Annotated in this window: 22 protein-coding genes; 10 read left to right on the top strand and 12 right to left on the bottom strand. The window is 37.0% G+C overall.

Annotated elements, in window-relative coordinates:
* The first annotated feature begins 198 nt into the window (after positions 1 to 198).
* The 3 genes from treP to treR are packed head-to-tail and all read left to right on the top strand — an operon-like array spanning position 199 to position 4515.
* Positions 199 to 2109, top strand: coding sequence for a PTS system trehalose-specific EIIBC component (gene treP, locus ABC228_RS18960; protein WP_345826741.1), 1911 nt, complete (start codon positions 199 to 201; stop codon positions 2107 to 2109).
* Positions 2110 to 2134: 25 nt separating this feature from the next.
* Entirely contained in the window at positions 2135 to 3793 is a 1659-nt protein-coding gene (treC, locus tag ABC228_RS18955) for an alpha,alpha-phosphotrehalase (RefSeq protein ID WP_345826740.1), read from the top strand.
* An 11-nt stretch (positions 3794 to 3804) separates the two neighbouring features.
* Positions 3805 to 4515 (top strand): trehalose operon repressor, encoded by a 711-nt coding sequence (gene treR, locus ABC228_RS18950; protein ID WP_345826739.1) that lies wholly within the window; start codon positions 3805 to 3807, stop codon positions 4513 to 4515.
* A 239-nt stretch (positions 4516 to 4754) separates the two neighbouring features.
* On the opposite strand, the gene ABC228_RS18945 is transcribed toward treR, so the two are convergent.
* From ABC228_RS18945 to ABC228_RS18930, 4 genes are all read right to left on the bottom strand, one after another.
* Positions 4755 to 4937, bottom strand: a complete 183-nt coding sequence (locus ABC228_RS18945) for a hypothetical protein (protein ID WP_345826738.1) — start codon at positions 4935 to 4937, stop codon at positions 4755 to 4757.
* Between the two features lie 107 nt (positions 4938 to 5044).
* The gene (locus tag ABC228_RS18940; protein ID WP_345826737.1) at positions 5045 to 5998 is read right to left on the bottom strand and encodes an ABC transporter permease subunit; all 954 of its coding nucleotides are present in this window, start codon (positions 5996 to 5998) and stop codon (positions 5045 to 5047) included.
* Complete coding sequence (locus ABC228_RS18935) at positions 5991 to 6917, bottom strand: ABC transporter ATP-binding protein (RefSeq protein WP_345826736.1); 927 nt, start codon at positions 6915 to 6917, stop codon at positions 5991 to 5993. The genes ABC228_RS18940 and ABC228_RS18935 overlap by 8 nt, the downstream gene beginning before the upstream one ends.
* Before the next feature lie 166 nt (positions 6918 to 7083).
* Positions 7084 to 7521 (bottom strand): DUF4064 domain-containing protein, encoded by a 438-nt coding sequence (locus ABC228_RS18930; RefSeq protein WP_345826735.1) that lies wholly within the window; start codon positions 7519 to 7521, stop codon positions 7084 to 7086.
* Between the two features lie 231 nt (positions 7522 to 7752).
* Between ABC228_RS18930 and ABC228_RS18925 the strand changes: the two genes are divergently transcribed.
* Together ABC228_RS18925 and ABC228_RS18920 are read left to right on the top strand one after the other, a co-directional pair.
* Positions 7753 to 8901, top strand: coding sequence for a thiolase family protein (locus tag ABC228_RS18925; RefSeq protein ID WP_345826734.1), 1149 nt, complete (start codon positions 7753 to 7755; stop codon positions 8899 to 8901).
* A 268-nt stretch (positions 8902 to 9169) separates the two neighbouring features.
* Positions 9170 to 10354 carry a CapA family protein gene (locus ABC228_RS18920; protein WP_345826733.1) on the top strand — a complete coding sequence of 395 codons (1185 nt, stop codon included), beginning with the start codon at positions 9170 to 9172 and terminating at the stop codon, positions 10352 to 10354.
* A 53-nt stretch (positions 10355 to 10407) separates the two neighbouring features.
* Here the strand turns inward: ABC228_RS18920 and ABC228_RS18915 are convergent, their stop codons facing one another.
* Positions 10408 to 11100 (bottom strand): DUF1129 family protein, encoded by a 693-nt coding sequence (locus tag ABC228_RS18915; protein ID WP_345826732.1) that lies wholly within the window; start codon positions 11098 to 11100, stop codon positions 10408 to 10410.
* The gene (locus ABC228_RS18910) at positions 11097 to 11432 is read right to left on the bottom strand and encodes a PadR family transcriptional regulator (RefSeq protein ID WP_345826731.1); all 336 of its coding nucleotides are present in this window, start codon (positions 11430 to 11432) and stop codon (positions 11097 to 11099) included. The genes ABC228_RS18915 and ABC228_RS18910 overlap by 4 nt, the downstream gene beginning before the upstream one ends.
* Before the next feature lie 155 nt (positions 11433 to 11587).
* On the opposite strand from ABC228_RS18910, the gene ABC228_RS18905 reads away from it, so the two are divergent.
* Positions 11588 to 12403: a DUF368 domain-containing protein gene (locus ABC228_RS18905; protein WP_345826730.1), complete on the top strand. Its 816-nt coding sequence runs from the start codon at positions 11588 to 11590 to the stop codon at positions 12401 to 12403.
* A 62-nt stretch (positions 12404 to 12465) separates the two neighbouring features.
* The gene (locus ABC228_RS18900) at positions 12466 to 12786 is read left to right on the top strand and encodes a thioredoxin family protein (protein ID WP_345826729.1); all 321 of its coding nucleotides are present in this window, start codon (positions 12466 to 12468) and stop codon (positions 12784 to 12786) included.
* Between the two features lie 41 nt (positions 12787 to 12827).
* Here the strand turns inward: ABC228_RS18900 and ABC228_RS18895 are convergent, their stop codons facing one another.
* Complete coding sequence (locus ABC228_RS18895) at positions 12828 to 13475, bottom strand: VOC family protein (protein ID WP_345826728.1); 648 nt, start codon at positions 13473 to 13475, stop codon at positions 12828 to 12830.
* 150 nt (positions 13476 to 13625) lie between these two features.
* Here ABC228_RS18895 and ABC228_RS18890 point away from each other — a divergent pair, with 150 nt between their 5' ends.
* From ABC228_RS18890 to ABC228_RS18880, 3 genes are all read left to right on the top strand, one after another.
* Positions 13626 to 14309, top strand: coding sequence for a response regulator transcription factor (locus ABC228_RS18890; protein WP_345826727.1), 684 nt, complete (start codon positions 13626 to 13628; stop codon positions 14307 to 14309).
* Positions 14310 to 14312: 3 nt separating this feature from the next.
* Positions 14313 to 15668, top strand: a complete 1356-nt coding sequence (locus ABC228_RS18885; protein WP_345826726.1) for a HAMP domain-containing sensor histidine kinase — start codon at positions 14313 to 14315, stop codon at positions 15666 to 15668.
* Between the two features lie 95 nt (positions 15669 to 15763).
* A complete protein-coding gene (locus ABC228_RS18880) occupies positions 15764 to 16519 on the top strand; it encodes a PepSY domain-containing protein (protein WP_345826725.1) in 756 nt (251 codons plus the stop codon).
* Positions 16520 to 16644: 125 nt separating this feature from the next.
* On the opposite strand, the gene ABC228_RS18875 is transcribed toward ABC228_RS18880, so the two are convergent.
* The 5 genes from ABC228_RS18875 to ABC228_RS18855 all read right to left on the bottom strand — a co-directional run bounded on the left by ABC228_RS18875 (position 16645) and on the right by ABC228_RS18855 (position 21716).
* Complete coding sequence (locus ABC228_RS18875) at positions 16645 to 18225, bottom strand: bifunctional metallophosphatase/5'-nucleotidase (RefSeq protein WP_345826724.1); 1581 nt, start codon at positions 18223 to 18225, stop codon at positions 16645 to 16647.
* Positions 18226 to 18323: 98 nt separating this feature from the next.
* Positions 18324 to 19124, bottom strand: a complete 801-nt coding sequence (gene phnE / locus ABC228_RS18870; RefSeq protein ID WP_345826723.1) for a phosphonate ABC transporter, permease protein PhnE — start codon at positions 19122 to 19124, stop codon at positions 18324 to 18326.
* A complete protein-coding gene (gene phnE / locus ABC228_RS18865; protein ID WP_345826747.1) occupies positions 19124 to 19894 on the bottom strand; it encodes a phosphonate ABC transporter, permease protein PhnE in 771 nt (256 codons plus the stop codon). Before phnE (ABC228_RS18865) ends, phnE (ABC228_RS18870) begins: the two co-directional genes overlap by 1 nt.
* Positions 19895 to 19910: 16 nt before the next feature.
* Complete coding sequence (gene phnC, locus ABC228_RS18860; RefSeq protein ID WP_345826722.1) at positions 19911 to 20693, bottom strand: phosphonate ABC transporter ATP-binding protein; 783 nt, start codon at positions 20691 to 20693, stop codon at positions 19911 to 19913.
* Positions 20694 to 20813: 120 nt separating this feature from the next.
* Positions 20814 to 21716, bottom strand: a complete 903-nt coding sequence (locus tag ABC228_RS18855; RefSeq protein WP_345826721.1) for a phosphate/phosphite/phosphonate ABC transporter substrate-binding protein — start codon at positions 21714 to 21716, stop codon at positions 20814 to 20816.
* Positions 21717 to 21754 lie beyond the last annotated feature (38 nt).

Below are 21754 nucleotides of genomic sequence, written 5' to 3'. Positions count from 1 at the left end.
AGAAAGCTTTTATTTTTTCGATAAAACCTGTCTGTAATGACAACATAGTTTACGGGAAAGCTAATGTTGAATTTCCTTTATAATTTTTTCCTGAAATAATTTATCATGAAAACCTTTACAAAACTTGTATATACAAGTTATACTAATCTGTGAAACAACATGTATATACAAGTATAATTTTAAACAGGAGGTTCTCCTATGGAAAATAATAAAGAACAGTTAATTTATGCACCATTAACTGGTAAAATCGTTCAATTAAAAGACGTGCCAGACCCTACATTCGCTGAAAAAATGATGGGGGATGGTATTGCTATTGAACCGAGTGAAGGAAAGGTCGTAGCTCCTTTTGATGGCAAAGTTATTCAAGTATTTCCAACAAAGCATGCCATTGGTCTTCAAAGTGATTTAGGAGTAGAGCTTCTAATTCATATTGGCCTAGAGACGGTATCCTTAAATGGTGATGGCTTTCAAACACATGTGGAGGCAGGAGACCGAATCAAAGCAGGAGATGACTTAATTTCATTTGATTTGGACGTTATAAAAAAGAAGGCAACAAGTATTGTAACACCAATCATTATTACGAATAATTCAATTGGAATTATTTCTAAAACGGAGGAAAAGGATGTTGTTGCACTAGATTCTGTTTTATTAGGTGTTCGTGCTAGTCAAGCGCAGGTAAAGCAAGAATCCAAATCGACTACAGGAGTTCCATACAGCCAAGAAGCAAATGCTATCGTTTCTGCTGTAGGTGGAATCGATAACATCCAGGCTGCAACGCATTGTGTCACAAGACTTCGCTTTGCATTAACTGATGAGGCGAAAGTAGATAAAGATGCACTTGAAAAGATGGATATCGTGAAAGGTTCCTTTTCTGCAAACGGTCAATTTCAGGTTGTAATTGGGCAAGGAACTGTTGATAAGGTGTATAAAGCAATGGTACATGAGACAGGAATTACGGAAGCTTCAAAGGATGACGTTAAGGCTCTTGGTGGTCAGAAGCAAAACCCACTTCAAAGAGGCATAAAAACGTTAGCTGATATTTTTATTCCTATTCTTCCAGCTATTGTTACAGCCGGTCTGTTAATGGGGATAAATAATATTTTAGTAAACCCAATATTTAGCGATTTGCCAATAGTGGAGATGTATCCATCATGGGCTGGTATTGCAGATATGATTAATATCATTGCAAATACTGCATTTACTTTTTTACCAGCATTAATTGGTTGGTCTGCTGTTAAACGATTTGGTGGAAGTGAATTATTAGGTATTGTCATCGGTCTTATACTAGTACATCCAAGTTTGATGAATGCTTGGGGCTACGGTTCTGCCCTTACAGAAGGAACAATTCCAACATGGGATTTATTTGGATTAGAGGTTGAAAAGGTTGGCTATCAAGGACAGGTACTTCCCGTATTAATAGCATCTTGGGTGCTTGCGAAAATTGAAATATTCTTACGGAAACGTGTTATTGATTCCTTGCAACTATTAGTGGTTGCACCGATAGCATTAATGATTACAGGATTTTTAGCATTTATCATTATTGGTCCAATTACGTTTACTGTCGGTACTTGGATAACCGATGGATTGGTTGCGGTATTTGATGCCTTTCCAATTGTTGGTGGTTTATTATATGGAGCATTGTATGCACCACTCGTTATAACAGGAATGCATCATACCTTCCTAGCAGTTGATTTACAGTTAATTGGTAGCACGGGTACAACATTCCTCTGGCCAATTGTTGCCTTATCCAATCTTGCGCAAGGATCGGCTGTATTTGCAATGATGCTAGCAGCAAGAGATGAGAAATTAAAAGGTTTAGCTGGTACTTCAGGATTATCAGCGTGGCTAGGAATCACAGAGCCTGCAATGTTCGGAGTTAATTTACGTTATCGCTATCCGTTTATCGCGGCCATTACAGGTACTGCAATTGCTGGTGCATTTATTACCCTGCAGAAAGTTCAGGCTAGCTCCATTGGTGTCGGTGGTCTCCCAGCCCCACTTTCTATCGTTGCAGGTGACTGGATTCCTTTCTTAATTGGTATGTTAATTGTAATTATCGTGCCATTTGTCATTACATTTGTGATTGCAAAACGTAAGCTTCCGAGATAACAACAACGTAGGAGTGAATAAACGAATGCAGCAAGAACCTTGGTGGAAAAAAGCAGTAGTATATCAAATATATCCAAAGAGCTTTCATGATACGACAGGGAATGGTATAGGTGATATAAAAGGAATTATTGAAAAGCTTGATTATTTGAAGGAGTTAGGTGTCGACGTTATTTGGTTGACACCTGTCTACCAATCACCACAAAAAGATAATGGCTATGATATTAGTGATTATTATTCCATCGAACCAGAGTACGGTACCATGGCGGATTTTGAAGAGCTGTTAAACCAGGTACATCAGCGCGGGATGAAGTTAATCATGGATTTGGTGATTAATCATACCTCTACAGAGCATGAGTGGTTTAAGCAGTCTGCATCCTCAACAGAAAGTCCATACCGTGATTTCTATATTTGGAAGGATACTATAGATGGAGGCGAACCAAATAATTGGATCTCGAAGTTTGGTGGCTCTGCTTGGGAATATGATGACAAAACAAAACAATATTACTTACATTTATTTGATGTCACCCAAGCGGATTTAAACTGGGAAAATGAACAGCTTCGTAAAAAAGTAATCGAAATGATTCGTTATTGGGCAGAAAAAGGAATAGATGGCTTTCGTTTAGATGTCATTAATTTAATTTCAAAGAATCAAGAATTTCCTGATGATCAATCAGGTGATGGACGAAAGTATTATACAGACGGCCCCAAAATCCATGAGTATCTACATCAATTAAATAGAGAGGCATTCTCCCCGTACAACATGATGACAGTAGGAGAGATGTCTTCTACTACATTGGAGAAATGTGTGCTTTACACAAATCCAGAGCGAGAAGAACTAGATATGACATTTCAATTTCACCACTTAAAGGTTGATTATCCGGACGGAAATAAATGGACAAAAGCCGCGTTTGATTTTCTTTCTTTAAAGAAGATATTATCGGATTGGCAAGTTGGAATGCATGAGGGTGGAGGATGGAATGCCTTATTTTGGTGTAATCATGATCAGCCTAGAGTGGTATCTCGATTCGGAAACGATGAACAGTATCGCATCGAATCTGCAAAAATGCTTGCTACAACGATTCATATGATGAAGGGTACACCCTATATCTATCAAGGTGAAGAGATTGGGATGACGAATCCAAACTTCACAAGTATGGAGGAGTATCGTGATGTAGAATCGTTAAATGCATTTGAAATTCTGCAGAGGAAAGGTAAATCGACAGCGGAAATCTTAGAGATTCTAAAACAGAAATCACGAGATAATTCCAGAACGCCTATGCAATGGTCAGCCGAGGAAAATGCTGGATTTACAGCAGGTACACCATGGATAAAGCCAGCTGAAAATTATAAGCAAATAAATGTAGAAAAAGAACTTCATACAACTAATTCTATCTTTAATCATTATCAAGCATTAATCAGTCTACGTAAGAAATATGATATTATTACGTATGGGGACTATCAATTACTACTCGATGATGATCCTCAAATATTCGCATATACACGTAATTGGAATGGTGAACAGCTGATTGTGTTAAACAATTTCTATGCTAAAACGGTAGAGGTAAATCTGCCAGTTGAATTCAAGGGAAATACAGAAATATTGCTTTCTAATTATCCGGATTCTAAAATTACCCCTACTCAAACCTTAAGACCTTATGAGTCTGTCGTGTACTATGCAAATTAATGAGGTGCGCGATGCAAAGAAAGTATGTAGCGATATATGATGAGCTAGCAAGTAAAATTGATAAAAAGGAATGGGTGGCATATTCGATGCTACCCTCTGAAAATGAATTAGCAGATATGTATCAAACATCTAGAGAAACTGTGCGAAAGGCTTTGAATTTGCTTTCTCAAAATGGATATATCCAAAAGATACAGGGGAAAGGCTCCATGATTCTGGATGTGAATAAATTTTCCTTTCCGGTATCTGGTATTGTAAGCTTTAAGGAACTAGCAAAAAATCTTCAGTTAACCAGTAAAACGACAGTCATTAATTTAGAATACATTGCAAAAGGTCACTCGGTATACAATCAGCTTGAGAATGAAGACTATCGAATATGGGGTACAACAAGAGTTCGAGAAATTCAAGGCGAGAAGATTATTCTAGATAAAGATTATTTTACCGAAGAATATGTACCGATACTTTCGGAAACGATTTGTAAAGAATCCATTTATGAATACATCGAGAATGAGCTTGGGCTCTCAATTGGTTTTGCGCAGAAGGAAATAACAGTGGAAGAACCAACTAATGAAGATAAAGCATTATTGGATATAGAAGGGTTCTCTACAATTGTCGTGATTAAGAGTCTCGTTTATTTGGATGATGCAAGTCTATTTCAATATACAGAATCAAGGCATCGACCGGATAAATTTCGATTTGTGGATTTCGCTAGAAGAATAAAGTAGATAACGCCACCTTTACTTATAAAGGTGGTATTCTTTTTCATTTGTTTCAGGACTAACTTTAGTGAGAAGGAAGTAGAATGGAAAACACCGGAAGATTTTAGCTTTACAGTGCAAGAAAGACTGATAGGAAGTTACCCGATGCATGTATCGAAGGAAGTTCATTCGTTGGTGCTAAGTCCATATGAAGCAGTAGGTTATTTAGGGGAATAAGAGAAAAGCGGAAGTAAACAAACATTTGTTTACTTCCGCTTCTTTGTGCGTTTTTCATCCGGTATATATTTTGTATAGTAAGCTGCAAAAATTAAACAAATAAGAGTTAGGCCCCAAGAAGCAGCTCCGGTCCATTGTGAATCAATGCGTAAGCCGAATATCAATACGAGAGCACCTATAGCAAGAAATATTAATGTTAAATAACGCTTCATAAATTACACCTCAAATGGAAATCTACCGACCATGATGTTTTATTCTTTAAGGATTTTCTCTATCATTATATACTACATTTTCGTTCTTGTGTGAGCCTAAAATCCTATTAATGGCCAGCAACATCTCTTTTGGTGAAGAATACCCATGATAATACTAAGAAAATTACGTAATAAATAAGCAATATCGTTATCGAAAAGCCTAGAGACATACCATCAATCCAGTGAGAGTTGCCATTACTATATAATTCAAGATTGGTATTTGCAAATAGGATATATTTTACCCAGCTGTAATTACTAAAGAAGCCTACAATTGAATTCCCAGCAAACATTAGGAAGATGGCAATACCAATAGCAAGGGAGCTATTACGAAATACCGATGAAATCATAAAGGCGAATGTTGCCATCATCACCAAATTAACTAATCCATAGCCGTAGCTTGAGATTGTTTCACCTAATATGGATACATAATCTAATCCAGTTTCTTTCTCCATGACAAGATAAGGGTTAATTCCATCGAATCCAAAGAAAATTGCTCCAATAATGTAGGATAGGACTAGGAGAAAGATCAATGTCATAAATGCAAAGAAAATAACTGATACATACTTTGATAACAAGATTTTGGATCTAGATATAGGGCGAATAAGTAATAATTTCACTGTTCCCATGCGGAATTCACTAGCCACAATACCGGCCGCAACGATAATCGTAAATAAGCTGATAAGTGATAACAATGGAGCATTGTCCATCGTAAACTGCAAGGCACCATAACCCTCTGGTTTAATATCGTTATCCAAATAATATTCATTTTTTGCAATAATACTATTATTGAACGACTCTATAAATTCACCATCTTTATTTTGTTCTTCTAAGGCAGCGTTTTCCGCTTGCAGCTCTGTTTTCCAATTTTCTGCATCATACGATGTAGTTGGTTTATCAAAGATAAGTGTTAATGCTGCAATACCGATTGTCAACAGGATTAATATACCATACATAATCCAAGTTGATTTCCGGACAAATAGTTTTATTTGTTCGTTATATAATAGTTTAAGAAAATTACCCAATGATATTCTCTCCAATCAAATCAAAGAATTTGTCTTCCAAGCTAGCTTTCGATACTTCTACTTGATAAATCGCAATATTTTGTTTCACAAGTGACTCAATAAGTGATGGTATGTTGTTCTTCTCATATTGGAAGACTAGCTTATTAGCATCAAGAACAGCGTCTATTTCAAAGCTTGTTTTTAAAATCTCTATCGCTTGGTCAGCTGGTGATACTTCTAGCTTCACTTGGCTAAGTACTTGCGTTTCACTTTCTTCCGATGTATCGTTAACAGCTTGAATGGCAATCATTTCTCCATTTTTAATAATCCCAATTCGATCACACATTTGTTCAACTTCGCCTAATAGATGACTAGAAATGATGATTGCGACATTTTCTTCTGTTGCTAGTCTGCGTACGTAGTGTCTAATCTCTCGAATACCAGCAGGGTCTAGTCCATTTGTTGGTTCATCTAAAATCAAAACAGATGGGTTATGTAATAAAGCCTGCGCTATCCCTAAGCGCTGTCTCATTCCAAGTGAGTATCTACCTGCTTTTTCTTTTATTGCTTTTCCGAGACCGACGAGTTCAACGACTTCTTGAATACGTTGTTCCGTAATGCCTGGAATCATTCGAGCGTAATGCTTTAAGTTACTCCAACCAGACATAAATGGATACATTTCTGGATTTTCGACAATGGCACCAACCTCGGCAATTGCCTTTTTGTAATCAGTCTTTACACTATTTCCTAATATACGGATATCCCCATCTGTTAATTTCATTAACCCTACCATCATACGAATAGTAGTGGTTTTACCGGCACCATTTGGTCCGATGAAGCCAAATACTTCACCTTGGTTAATGGTAAATGATAAGCCCTTAATTATTTCCTTTTTTCCGATTGTCTTCTTGACATCGATTAATTCCATTGCTGCTTGCATAAGTTTGTATCCCCCAACTTTAGATTTGTGGACGAATTCTCCCAAATTACGGGCAGGATTAACCCACCAAGGCATTCCTGTAAACTAGGTGAGTCATAAACTGCTCGTAAATGTCCCATTCTGTTCAACTAAGCTTTGTAGGGGAAGTAATATCCCCCGCGAATAGCTAACCTTCAATAATTGTATTTGGCTTACGTGTTAAGCACAGAATACCTGCGATTAGGAAAAGGATTCCACTCAGTATTCCCCCACCAATAGTCACGATTACATAAACTACTCCTGTTGCAATAAAAATAATTCCAGCTGCAATAGGATTTTTATTTCCTTTTAGTAGAACCATGGCTACAATCCCTAATATTATTGCTAAAATAGGCATGATAACTAATAAAATTCCACCACTTGCAAGTGACCTATCAAACATTTCTTGTATCATATCCAAATCACCCTGTGTCAGTGCAAATTCATCCTGATTATCAACTAAATAATCATAAAGAAAACCCTTATTGTTCTCCATCCAAATACGCAAAGCCCCCAGTAGAACAGAAAAAACATAAAACACTGTTCCAATAATTCCGAGTGTAATTTCGGCAGTACGTTTCATCATAAAATCCCCCTTTAATAATATCGATAGTATCCTATACGAAGTTTAACTTAAATTGTTTCATTTTGATCCAAATTTTACAAAGTCTTAATTTTATAGAATTGAATGAAAATATTGTATATAATGAAGAGGATTTCATATAATCGTGTTGTATTCGTGTGATTGGAAGCTTTTTATAAAGTGATGTAGAGTTTGGTTGTTCAATTTGAGAGGATTAAAATAGAGGTGATGTATATGCGCGAGGTTGTTATTGTAGATGGTGTTCGTACTGCAGTAGGACGGAAGGGTGGAGCCTTAGCGAACTTTCGTTCAGATGATTTAGCTGCAGAAGTTTTAGTGGCATTAATAGAGCGGACGAAAATAAACAAAGAACATGTTGAAGATGTCATCTTGGGTTGTGTCACACAAGTAAACGAGCAAGGTGGAAATATTGCACGAACTGCTGCACTTATTGCTGGTTTCCCAGTCTCTGTTCCAGGTGTTACGATTGATAGACAATGTGGCTCCAGTCAACAGGCAATTCATTTTGGCGCGCAAGCAATTGCTGCTGGTGATATGGATGTTGTCATTGCTGGAGGCGTAGAGAGCATGACACGTTCTCCCATGTTTTCTAATATGGGAGGAGCAAAATCTAGTGATCAATTAACCTCTAAATATGAGATTGTCAATCAAGGCGTGTCCTCCGAGAAGATTGCTGATAAGTGGGGATTTTCTAGAGAGCAGCTCGATAATTATGCACTCGAAAGTCACCGGAAAGCTATAGATGCTATTGAAAAGGGATATTTTAAACAAGAGATACTTCCACTAGAAATTGATGATTTGAATGGTGATAGAAGAACCTATATGGTGGATGAAGGACCGAGAAGCAATACCTCTCTGGAGGCATTATCCAGCCTTAAACCAGTATTTCAACAGAATGGAAAGATAACAGCAGGAAATGCGAGTCAAATGAGTGATGGCGCAAGTGCAGTATTATTAATGTCTCATGAGAAAGCCATGGAACTAGGGTTAAAGCCAAAAGCAAAAATAATAGCAAGGGCAGTAGTAGGGTCAGATCCTACCTTAATGCTAACAGGCCCAATTGCTGCTACAAAACGAGTATTAGAGATTGCAGGCCTTTCTATAGGGGATATGGATCGTTATGAAGTGAATGAAGCATTTGCTCCTGTACCATTAGCCTGGTTAGCTGATACGGGAGCAAATCCGGAAAAACTAAATGTAAATGGCGGTGCCATAGCCCTTGGACATCCATTAGGAGCAACTGGTACGAAATTAATGACATCATTACTATATGAATTAGAACGAATAAGTGGACGATATGGATTATTAGCAATTTGTGAAGGAATGGGAATGGCAAATGCTACCATTATTGAACGTCTCTAATTAGTGTAAGTTTAGTAAAAACAACTACTGTATAGGTGGTTGTTTTTTTTGTATGTTTAAATTGCCTTTGGTAAAGTTGTTTACACGACGCAATTTATCTCCTAGCAATAGAGTTCTATCGTTCCATGTATGTTATACCAAACTCAAGTTATATTAATATTACAGTGTGTTGTACAAGCTGTAGAATAATGTTGAAATGTAAGATTTACTGGAAATTATTTCTTTAAAATATGTTATGATTAATTAAAAAGACAGGGGAGCAATTTTTATGAAAAGGGGATATATTACAGGGTCTTTCATGTTTTTACTCGTTTGTTTTCTGTTGGTTGCGTGTAATACTGGACCGCAAAATAGTGAGTCAGAAGAAAATCGAATAGCCGCATCACATCCCAATAAAGTGATGGGACCAAAAGAACAAAAGGAACCAATTGAATTTAAACAAGAAGTAACGATATCTGCGATTGGTGATATGCTAATCCATAATAGTGTTTATAATGATGCCAAGGTTGATGAAGGTTATGATTTCAAGCCCATGCTTGAGCAGGTTAAACCTTATCTATCTGACACTACTATATCTATTGCGAATCAAGAAACAATGATTGGTGGCGTGGACCTGGGATTATCGTCATATCCATCGTTTAATAGTCCAACGGAGGTTGGGGACGCATTAAAGTGGGCAGGTGTTAATGTCGTTACGATTGCCAACAACCATACGTTGGATAGAGGGGAAGAGGCTATCCAACGTGCGATTGAACATTGGGAAACCATCGATATGATGTATACAGGTGCGTATAAGAATGATGAGGATAGTGAAAATATACGAGTGCTTGAAACGGAAGAAGGTATATCGGTTGCTTTCCTATCGTATACGTATGGCACTAATGGAATCCCTGTCCCAAACGGCAAGGATTATTTAGTGAATTTAATTGATCAAGAGTTAATCGCCTCGGAGATTAATGAAGCAAAGGAATTAGCAGATGCTGTCGTTCTAAGTCTTCATTTTGGAAATGAATATGAGCGATTGCCAAACCAAGCACAGAAAGATTTAGTACAGTTTGTTGCCGATCAAGGAGTGGATGTTGTAATAGGGCATCATCCTCATGTCTTACAGCCGATGGAGTGGGTTACAGGGGAGAGCGGTAATAAAACCTTAGTAGCATACTCATTAGGCAATTTTCTGTCAGGTCAGGATGAATTCTATCGGAGAATTGGAGGAATCATGAAGTTCTCCATTTCGAAAACAGTTAAAGATGGCGAGACAACTATTGATGTTCATACCCCTCAATTTCTTCCTACCTTTGTAAAGTATGAAAACTGGGAAGACTTTGAAGTTCTGCCGATGTTTCAATTGACAAATGATCAGCTACCTAATGCACAGCAACATTATGAAGAAATAAAAGCACATATGTCACAATGGATGCCAGATTTAACCTTTATGGAAGGTATTTCCTAAATAAAAGCAGGGAGCGAAACTCCCTGCTTTTATTAATTCAAAAATTGTCGATTTTACTTGGTGATTCTATATTTTTTGTTTAATACAAATGAAACGATAAAGAGAATTATTCCTACTCCGACGAAGGTTAATACCGGAATACTGATGGGGCCACCGAAATCTGGCATGAAAATGGTGACTGCCAGTGAAAGTCCGATAAACACTACACATATAAGCCAAATTTGAAGAAATTCAACCCATTTTTTTATCTCTTTTTCACGAAAGGTAGATCCTTTCATCCATCTAAATACCACCTTGATAAAGAAATAAAGCAGGATTAGATCAATAAGAATGATAGCTGCTCCAGATCCGAGTGAAAAAGTAAACTCAATGCTTCCGATATCGAAGAATTGATGTAATAGGAAGCTTGAAGCTCCATAAAAGGTACTCAAAATGGCCAAATAATGCATGATAATATAGGAGCCGAAAAGTAGTGCCTGGGATTTCTTTTCACCGGGTATTTCTTCAATTAGCTCATCACAATATACTTTGAAATCATCTCCAAAGACATCCTTTGCTGTTTTCCCTTCAGATTGGGCTTGAAGTAGATGCTCTAAGAGCTCAAGTAGAACTTCCTCAGTTTGTTGCTCGGACTTATTCGCATTTAAACGAATATAGACAAGCATATCCTCATAAATTTTTTTATTTTCTTCTGATAATTCTTCTCGTAAATCATTATTCATTTTAATAATATCTTTGGAATTCATGAATTTTCTCCCCCTTTTTGAATGATGTTATCCACCGGTAATTTGATGTTCTCCCAATGATAGATGAATTCTTTTAAAGCCTTTTCCCCTTCTTCTGTAAGGTGATAATACTTTCGCTTTGGTCCAAAATCAGATTTCTGCATGGTACCTTGAATTAACGTTTCTTTTTGCAGTCGAAGTAAGATTGGATAAATGGAACCTTCACTAACATCAGCTAATCCATATTCCTGCAGTTTTACAGAAAGTTCATATCCATAGGTGGGTTGCTGGTGAATAATAGATAAGATACAACCCTCCAGTACTCCTTTTAATAATTGGCTCCTTAGTGACATTGCTAACACCTACCTTGCATAACAAGATACCCGATATATTTTTAGCTACCTTGCTATGCAAAGTAGCTATTATTTAGTATACAGCTTTTTCTATAAAATGCAACCATTATTTGGTATGATAATAAATAGTATTTGACATAAAGGAGAATATAACGATGGAATGGAAGAATATATATCGTGGCTTAATGATGGGTGCAAGTGATGTCATACCCGGTGTAAGTGGTGGAACAATTGCAGTTCTTCTTGGTATTTATGATCGCTTGATTGCCGCAATTAATGGTTTAATGAGTAAGGATTGGAAAAAACAGCTTGGATTCCTTATTCCACTAGGCATAGGTATTGGATCAGCGGTGCTATTATTAAGCCGATTAATTGAATGGTTATTTGAACATTATCCCGGTCCAACACAATTTTTCTTCCTTGGGCTTATTATTGGTATTTTACCTTATTTATTTCATCAGGCAGATGCAAAAAAGAGTTTTAAGGTAAATCATTACATACTCATTCTAATCGGAGCTTTACTTGTCAGTTCAATGTTGTTTTTAACGGAGAGTGAAGGTGCTGTCATTGAAGATGTAACCCTAATGACGTATGTTCAGTTATTCTTTTCGGGTTTTATTGCAAGTGCAGCTATGATTTTACCTGGAATTAGTGGGTCGTTTATTTTATTAGTAATTGGAATGTACGCTACAGTTATTAGTGCAATAAGTAATCTTCAGCTTGATATTATTGCTGTTGTTGGGATAGGTATCTTACTTGGTATTATTACAATGAGCAAAATCATTAATTATTTTCTTGTAAATTTTCGTAGTGCAACGTTTGCACTTATTATTGGATTAGTTTTTGGTTCAATTTTCGTCGTGTTTCCTGGTTGGCCAGATAGTACTTCCATGATATTACTAAGTGTTGTTACAGTTGCTGCGGGATTGTTTGTTGCTTACATTTTGGGGAAAATAGAATATAACGAATAAGCATACGCTAAGACAAAAGCATCCAAGATGGGTACAATAGGATTGGAAAAGGAGAGGTCAACATGGAACATATTAAAACAATGGATAGGTTTAACGAAGTAATTGAAAGCGAAGCACCTGTTATCATAAAGTTTTTCGCAGATTGGTGTCCAGATTGTAAACGAATGGACATGTTTATTGATGGTGTGATGGACGAGTTCCAGAATTTTGAATGGTATGAGGTCAATACAGATGAAATAAACGGAATTGCAGAGAAGTATGAAGTGATGGGAATTCCTAGTATGCTTATTTTCCAAAATGGTGAAAAGCTTGCCCATCAGCATAGTGCTTATACGAAAACACCAGAATCAGTAATCGAATTTCTGCACCAACAATTAGGATAATAGAATGCAAAAGAGAATGTGGCTCGCCACATTCTCTTTTACTAAACTAATTCAAAGTTCAGGTGCTCATTATCTGTGAAGACAATCTTTGTATTTTGCAGTGTGAACTGATTAGAAAAGCTTCTTTTTAGCTTCAGTTGATAAATATTCGTAAACGTTTGTTTGTCAACGCCACTATAGAGAATCTTCGTAATCGCTTGTGCATTGGTGAGACTTAAAGCAGTTGGCCCATTAGTGGAATTCTCCCATTCAATTAAAAATGGTAGCATACCTTCCTTGTAATCATATTTTGGAAATAGCATTCGCCATTTTAGGACAGTTCCGTCTGGTCTTACTCTTTCTCCAGGGAAGGGGCCATCATAAGGTATATTATTTGCTTCGAAATGTTGTATATAGTTATCCATTTGATCAGTCCTAAGTGCAAACTGAAAAGGACCTGGTTGTTGATGATTAGCAACCTGTACTAAATGTTGTATGAGTGGATTTTCACTTTGTTTGGCTTTATCTAAATCTCGTATTCCAAGCCATTCAATATAGCTTTCATTCGAAAAATAGGCGAGATAATTATATGTTCCCCAGTTTTCATGTTCTCCACCTTTTATCGCTTTAATTGCAAGTCTTTTATTATATAGCGCACTATCTTTTTCTGCGTCTTTCCCAGCAATTACAATATGATCAAGTGCAAGCAATTTATATCCCTCCCCACTTTCAACTATGTAATTATTATTAACATATTGATTCAGAAATGCAATTTATTGAGACTCTCATTCTAATTTTCATTACAATTAGTTAGAATTTTGATATATTAAACAAAATAGAATGGATAAGTAGGTGATAGGTTGCGTAAGCCGAAGCTATTAATTGTAGAGGATGAAGAAAAGCTAAGTAGAGTGCTACAGCTTGAGCTTGAATATGAGAATTATGAAACCGAGATTGCCAATAATGGAAAAGTTGCGCTCGAACGATTGCAAGAAAAAGATTGGGACCTCGTATTACTAGATATTATGATACCTGAATTAAGTGGATTAGAAGTATTAAGGAGAATTAGACGAACCGATGAAAGTACACCGATAATTCTTTTAACTGCTAGAGATGCAGTACATGATAAGGTTAGTGGATTAGATTTGGGTGCGAATGATTATGTTACAAAGCCGTTCCAAATTGAAGAACTCCTCGCCCGCATTCGTGTGCACCTTCGTAATCCGGTGGAGAATGCGGTCGTAAAAGAAGAACTTGTAGTCGGTGATTTAAAGGTTGACCTTGGTGGGCATGAAGTGATGCGATCTGGTAAGCTCATTGAGCTAACACCTAGAGAATATGATTTACTCGTTTGTCTATTGAAGAACAAAAACATTGTATTAACCCGTGACCAGCTATTAGAACAAGTATGGGGTTTTGATTATTTTGGTGAAACGAATGTTGTTGATGTTTATGTTCGGTACCTCAGACAGAAAATTGATAAAGGTTATTCGAAAGCCTACATTCAAACAGTTCGAGGTGTAGGGTATACGATAAAGGATTAGAAGATGAAATTACGTACAAAAATTCAATTATTTACTAGTTTATTCATGTTAGTATTAATTTTATTAATTAATGCATCCATTTATTTCTTATTTTATTCGAACACAGTAGACAGTGAGTTAGAAGAGCTTACCGAACAGGTAAACACAATTGTTTCAAACTTAAATGCCAATCCAGACATACCACCGACAGAGTTATTAAAAGCATTTTTACCGGCGGATGGAATCATACGAGTTTATCCAGAGAGTGGAAATCCTATTGTTCATTCTAAGGATAAAGAATTTCTTAGCTTGCCAGGTGCGTTTACAAACGCAGAAACAAGTGAAATTATTCTATTTGAAGGGGAGCGGTTTGCTACCGTATCCAAGCCAATTATTTGGAACAATGGTGATGTAGTAACATTGCAACTATCCAAGCAATTAGTTGCGTTATCTGAGAATATGCGGACGCTTTTTTATGTATTAGTCCTTGCTTCGTTAATCATATTAATTCCAACCATCATTGCAGGGAATGTCTTAGGAAGATTTCTCCTTAGACCAGTTAAATCGCTCATTCATACCATGAGAGAGAATATTAAATATGCAAGGTGGAAAAAGATTGATTTATCGAATCGCTCCAAAGACGAGCTCTATGAGATGGAAAAGACTTTTAATGACATGATCGATTCTTTAAAAGAAAGCTATGAGATGCAAGAGATATTTGTCTCGGATGCTTCTCATGAATTAAAAACTCCAATATCCATTATAAAAAGCTATGCACAACTTGTAGAACGTAGGGGAATGGATAATACAGAATTAATGAAAGAGTCAATTGAAGCAATTACATTAGAAGCAGAACGCATGCAAAAACTAGTGGAACAAATGCTTGCGTTAGCTAAAAATAAAGAAGTTCATCATGCTGAGGTCGTGGATATGAATCAGCTAATGGAAGAAACAATTGCCATTTTCACTGGTGCCTATGGAAGAGAAATTACTCTTAAGCATGACAGTGAAGCGCATTTCGTTCAGGGGAATACCGATCAACTTAAACAAGTATTATATATATTGATGGATAATGCTCATAAATATAGTGAGGATAAAGTAGATGTAAGAATTGGTGAAAAAGATGACGCTGTTATTATCGACATAATTGACAGTGGAGGTGGAATTCCTCAACAGGAAAGGGACCGAGTCTTTGAACGCTTTTATCGGATAGATAAAGCGAGAAGTCGGAATACTGGCGGAACAGGCCTAGGTCTAGCCATCGCAAAATCAATTACACTGGCCCACGGTGGGAAGATTGAGGTTGAAAGTGAAGCTGGCAAAGGCTCTACATTTACAATAAAGCTCCCGGCATTTAAAAAAATGGATTCTGAAAATTAACTTGTTAGTTTCTCATCAAATTCTAATCTTTTTCACAGTGTTATTTCATTCTGGATGTTTATGATAAAGACATCAAGAAATGAGGAGGCAAACAAATGAAAAAGAAAGTACTACTTATTGTATCAAGTATTTCCATCGCTGCATTACTCGGCTTTGGTATTTATAAATCAAATGCTGCTCAAGCTGAGCCGAAGTTGACAATGACAGATATTGAAGCGCTAGTTGCAGAACAATATCCTGGGACAATTACAGATATTGAACTAGAAAAAGGCTTTAACAGGGTTGTCTACGAGGTTGAGGTGCAAGGTGAGGGGAAAGAATACGAAATCAAGTTTGACGGTAATACTGGTGAAGTATTGAAACTAGAGGAAAGAGAAATCCAGGTTGCGGCAGAAGGCTCATCAGATGTTTCGATTTCGGAGAAGAATAACACGAACAAGAATGAAGTTGATGACAATTCAGCAAACGAGAATGCTTCTAGTGACGATAGCCAAGACAAGGCTGAAAATAATAATAAAGCTGGCGATAATACAACAGATGATGATGCAGCTAAGGAAGAAGAAACGAACAACACGGAAAAAGCAGATGACAACAAACAAGATAGCACTGACACAAAGACTACAGCGATTGATCCTGAACGCGCCAAGGAAATTGCGCTAGCAGAATTTCCAGGGACCATTACAGAGTTTAAGTTAGATGAGGAAGACGGTCGTTTAGTCTATGATGTAGAAATAGAGGGTACTACTGGAGAAACAGAGCTTGAAATTGATGCTTATACCGGTGAAATCGTCTCTATTTCATTGGACTCAGAAATTGATCTTTCTAACGATGATGATGGCGATGATGACTAAAGAGTAGGTTGAAGGAATCCAAGAGCGAACAGTGCTCTTGGATTCCCTTTTGCTTTTGGGGGTATGTATCATAGAGAAGAGCTATCGCATAGTAGGCAATCAAACCTCTAAGGATAGCTCTTCTATTATACTTTGATAACGTTAAAATTTGGGGTAACTTCTGCTTTAACGGTATGATGCTTTTCAAAATAAGAATGGATTAGTTCTACTGCATCCTTTTGAATTTCCTTAATAACTGGCTTGTCTTTAAACATATCGTAATTACCTCCGCCAGTTGCTCGATAGTTGTTTAAGACTACATGATAGGTTCTGTCGTCGGTTAATTCATCACCATGGTAAGTCACTTTCTCTATTCGAGATCCAATTGGCTTTGATACGTTAATGGTGTAGTTTATTCCTTCCCACATATCATAATTATAATGCTGGGGCTTAGGATTCACGTAAGCTGGATTAACTGAAATATTTTCATTTTCATCGAGCACAAAATATTCTGCGCTTTTTTCTAATGCAAGCTTGATATCTTTGCCGGTCAGCTCTAACACAACAAGTGTATTTGGGTACATATAGTTAGAAACAATATCGCGCATCGTTACAGTCGAGTTAAATCCCTCAGATTCATTATTTAGTAATGCGGTAACAGAAATATCCACATCACTTGCTTCCATTTGTACATTTTGGATAAATTGAACAAACGAATGTTTGAAAACCCGTGCGTGGAATGGATCAGCAATTGTCATATCGCCATCAATATATCCTGTTGGCTGATCAAGCCAGTTCTGAGTGGATGTTTCGATAGCATTCATATAGTCAACGATATCTGCATCTGGTTCCACATCACCCACAGGAATTATTTCTGCGTTCTTATGAGCAAGACGCCATTTTCCTTGTTCTTGTTTCATTTCAATATCAATTGCTCCATACATTTTTCCATTATTGCCTGGTTGCGCTACTAATACACCATTAACCTCTCCGGTAAGTATTCGGTGCTGATGCCCAGTCAATAGTACATCAATACCTTCAATATCCTGGCACATGGCATAGCCTTGATTTTCACCAGTGATTGGCTCTGTTGCTTCGCCCGTATCTAAATCTCTTTCGAATCCACCATGATAGGAAGCGATTAATAAATCAGGGTGTTCTTCTTGATGTATTTGGTTCACCCAAAACTTTAACGTTGTTCGTGCATCCTTAAATTCAATGCCTTCTATGTGTCCTGGTGATTCCCAATTAGGAATATAATGTGTGGTCACACCAACAATTGCTACCTTAATGCCGTTTGGTAAAGTCTTTATCGTATATGGCTTTCCGAAGTAAGGCATTCCGTCCTTGCCAACTAAGTTTGCTGAAAGCCATGGATAGTTAGATTGTCTTATGGCATCTAAAAGGATGCTCTTCCCGAAATTAAATTCATGATTTCCAATAACACCTGCGTCTATTCCAATCTGATTCATAATACCAACCATTGGGTTTTCTTTATCAGAATGCTCCTTAACATAATGTGTCATGAGCGGAGTACCTTGGATAAGGTCTCCATTATCGATTACCAGTACATTCTCATGTTGATCTCGTGCGCGCTTTACGATGGTTGCGTATTTGGCTAACCCTAGGTCTGCTTCTTCATTTGTTCCATATAAAATTGGCATTGCATTGCCATGAACATCACTCGTATAAAGTATTTTTAGCTGTGCTGTATTCAATCTGTACATCCTTTCTCTAAAGTGCCATAGAGGGTTACTACTTGCAATATGGCAGGATAAAAAGAAACGAAATTAAAGAGCTCTCCTTCAATTTCGTTTCACACGTCCTATACTATTTTACGTCTAATTTTTGCTGAAGCAAAGTCAATTACAGTTACGACAATAATGATTCCAAGTAAGATTGTTCCCATTTGGTTCCAGTCACGGTTGGAGGATGCGAAGAAGATCATCGTACCAATACCACCGGCACCTACAATACCAAGAATGGATGAAGCACGAATATCTACTTCGAATCGGTATATTGCGTAGGATAGGAATTCAGGAATAACCTGTGGCATTACTGCATAAAACAGTATTTGAATTTTGTTAGCACCATTTGCCTCCATTGCTCGAACAACTTCCATATCAATGGATTCAATGATTTCAGAGAACATTTTCCCAAGCATCCCTGTTGAACCAATCGCAATGGCAAGTACACCGGCAAATGCATTTGGACCAACGGCTACAACAAATAGGATTGCAAGAATAATATCAGGGAAAGCACGTACAGCAGATAGAATCCATTTACCAATCGTAGATCCAACTTTTCCACCCATCATATTATTTGCTGCAAGAAATGCTAATGGTACAGACAAGATTGCTGCCATTAATGATCCGGCAAATGCGATTGCAATAGTTTCCAGCATGCTGAGCGCAACATCGCCAGAAGCTGCCCAGTTAGGTTGGAATAGACCAGAAATTAAGTTTCCAAAATTTTTCACCATTTGACTAATTGCTTGAGCAAAATCAATATTAATTCCTAAGATTGTCCAAACATATATGGCAATGACAATAAGTGTAATGAATAGTCGCTTAAAAATTCGATAGCCTGAGTGTTTTGGTTTTGGAGGTAATTGTAAAGCTTCCATTAGAGTAGAGCCTCCCTTAATTTGGTGCTGATATATTCAATTACTAGGACCACAACAAAAATCATAATAATGATTGCCATTGCATTTGGATAATTATAAAATCCAATTTGTTGGTTTAATACTAGACCAATACCGCCTGCACCTACATAACCTAATACAACTGATGCACGAATGTTTATTTCAAAAACGTATAGTACAAGAGAAGTGTATTGTGGTAATACCTGTGGTATTAGACCGAAATTAATCATTTGTAGCGTGTTTGCACCTGAAGCGCGCATTGCTTCTAACGGATTCATATCCGCAGCTTCAATTGTTTCACTAATAAGTTTCGCTAAGATACCTAATGAAAATACGATTAGTGCTAAAATACCAGGGAATAAACCTATACCAAATAATCCTACAAAAATAACTGCTAATACTAAATCAGGAATTGTTCGTAATAGGTTTAACAAGGTTCTTGTCGCAACATAAAGTGGTTTAAACGTTGTAACGTTTTGAGCAGATAGTAATGCTAATGGAACCGTTATGATTGCAGCAATTGTTGTTGCAATGATCGCCATTTGAATGGTTTGAAATAAAGGATCTAAAATTGCAGATACTATTGAAAAATTAGGTGGAAAGAATTTCCCGATAACACGTAACATGTTATCTAGAGCACCACCAAATCCACCGACCATTTCACGTTGTGTCCAAAACATACTAAATAAGTACATTCCTAATATGATAAGACCAATCAGTGTGACTTGTTTTTTAGTTTTACTGGGATACATGGATAGTGATTGTTTTTTATTCGTCGCCACTATCTGCACCTCCACGTAAGTCATCCTCACGAATGGAGCGGCCATAAATTTCTTCGAAGGTTTTTTCTGTTACTTCTGATACAGGTCCATCAAAGACAACTTCTCCTGCTCGCATACCAATAATTCTGTCTGCATATTCCATTGCCATATCAATGAAGTGAAGGTTAACAATCGTTGTTATATTGTCTTCTTTGTTTATTTTTTTTAAGTAGGACATAACCTGATGTGATGTTGGTGGGTCAAGTGAAGCGACCGGTTCATCCGCTAAAATATAGTTAGGCTGCTGTGTTAATACGCGGGCAATACTTACACGTTGCTGCTGACCACCACTTAGTTCATCTGCACGATTATAGAGCTTCTCTTCTATATTAACGCGTTTTAAGCTTTCATAAGCTAACGCTTTGTCTTCATCTTTATAAAGTCCTAAGATTGAACGTAATGTTCCAGTATGGCCAAGACGACCAGCAAGTACGTTTTTTAGGACATTTGAACGTTTTACTAGATTATAATTTTGAAAGATCATACCAACCTTAGTACGTAGCTTGCGAAGGTTTTTACCTTTATAGTTTAAAATATTTTCTCCATCAACCTCTAAAGAACCTGATGTAGGGGTAACCAAACGGTTTATACTACGAATGAAAGTTGATTTTCCAGCACCGGAAAGTCCAACAATAACAACAAATTCTCCGTCATTAATGGTTACATTTACATTTTTTAAGCCCTCTGTGCCATTTGGGTATACTAAGCCTACATTCTTAAATTCTATCATTTTCAAAAGTCCTCCAGTACAGGCGTATAATTTCTATTATTATATCATGGTTATTAACGCAAGAAAAAGGGAAGTTGGCAATCCTTCCCTTTCTCTTACTATCAAATTTTCAAGTTAATCTTATAGGTCATCAATTGAGATGTTATCTCTAAACTTCTCATAAGTTTCACGAACTACATCATATTCTTCGTCAGTAGCCTCTGAGATCGCATCCCAGTTATATACTGTTTTCATAATTTCAATCATTTTTTCATCTTCATTGAAGGATAAAAATGCTTCTTTAATATCTTTAACAAGTTCTTCGTCAAGATCAGCTGTCACAGAAATCGTGTCATTAGGAATTTCAGCTGTATAGTCTAGTACAGTTAATTTATCCATAACATCAGGATACTCTTCTTCAATTTCAGTACGTGCATCATCAAATGTTGTAGCGACATCCGCTTCACCATTGTATACCGCTATAATTGATTTATCATGTCCGCCAGATTGAGTAGTTCCTTTGAAGAATTCAGTTTCTAGCTCAGCGGCTGTTTCTAAACCGAATTGTCCCATCATTTCATTAGCTGGGAATAAGTAGCCAGAAGTTGATAATTGGTCACCATAAGCCCATACTTTGCCTTCTAAATCTTCTAGACTTTTAATTCCTGAATCAGTGCGTACGACATATTGTGCTTTATAAGTTCCAGAACCATAACGGATAGATTTAAGGATAACTTCTACATCATATTCTTGGTTCGCTAATACATAACCAAAAGCTGGAACAAATCCGATGTGTACTTGGTTAGCACCCATAGCCTCTACTAATGCGCTATAGCTTGTCATTACTTTACTTTCTACTTTTTTATCTAATTCTTCTCCTAAGCGTTCTGCTAATGGTTCAACCGTTTCGGCGATAGAATCAGAATCCTGTGATGGTACAAATCCTATTACGATTGTATCTGGATTTGCTGCATCATTTGATCCACAAGCTGCCAGTACCAGCGCTAATCCTAGCATAAGCACTAGACTATAAAGTTTCTTCATTGTGACCCTCCTAGAAATATAAAGATTATGAAGCTTTC

The sequence above is a fragment of the Ornithinibacillus xuwenensis genome, from assembly GCF_039614845.1.
GTDB classification, from domain to species: Bacteria; Bacillota; Bacilli; order Bacillales; family Amphibacillaceae; genus Ornithinibacillus; species Ornithinibacillus xuwenensis.
This window is presented reverse-complemented; position numbering and strand designations above follow the sequence as displayed.